Origin of the sequence: Sutterella parvirubra YIT 11816 (assembly GCF_000250875.1) — a bacterium.
In the GTDB taxonomy this organism is placed as follows: Bacteria; Pseudomonadota; Gammaproteobacteria; order Burkholderiales; family Burkholderiaceae_F; genus Sutterella; species Sutterella parvirubra.
Map to the genome: position 1 here is coordinate 1 of NZ_JH604863.1, position 617 is coordinate 617.

Consider the following 617-nt stretch of genomic DNA (forward strand, 5'->3'; position numbering starts at 1 on the left):
CCACGACAGCTTCACGATCTCCAACGACCAAATCAAGATCGAAGGTTCACGCATACGCATCCCCAATTTGGGGTGGGTGCGCATGTGCGAGCCTTTGCGCTTCAAAGACGCCAAAGTGCTCTCCGTGACGATTTCACGGGGCGCAGACGATTGGTACGTCAGCATCTCCTGCGAATTGACGAGTCTCACGCACCTCAAGCCGGCCAAGAACCAAGGCCGGGTTGGGGTGGATCTCGGCATCCTGAAGATGGCGGTACTGTCGGACGGGCATGTCTTTGAAGCGCCGATGCCGCTCAAACACGCGTTGGCCCGGCTGAAGATTCTTCAGGAGATCATGAGCAGGGCCAAGCGCGGAAGCAGGAACCGACAAAAGCTGAGGGTGCGAATCGCCCGTCTTCACCGCCGGATCGCGAACATCCGTTCGCATGCGATCCATAAGCTGACGGCGTTTCTTGCTTCGAACTATTCCGAAGTAGTGATTGAGGATCTCAACGTCAAGGGCATGATGGCCAACCACCATTTGGCGCGTGCCATCGGCGACGTCGGGTTCTACGAGTTCCGCCGCCAGCTTGAGTACAAGATGGCGCTTCGCGGCGGGCTTCTCGTGGTGGCCCCCC

General features: G+C 58.5%; 1 protein-coding gene. It reads left to right on the plus strand.

All coding sequences use genetic code 11. The features are described 5' to 3' along the window. Window positions 1-617, plus strand: a 617-nt coding sequence (locus HMPREF9440_RS01050) for an RNA-guided endonuclease InsQ/TnpB family protein (RefSeq protein ID WP_008540641.1), incomplete at both ends; no start/stop codon positions are given.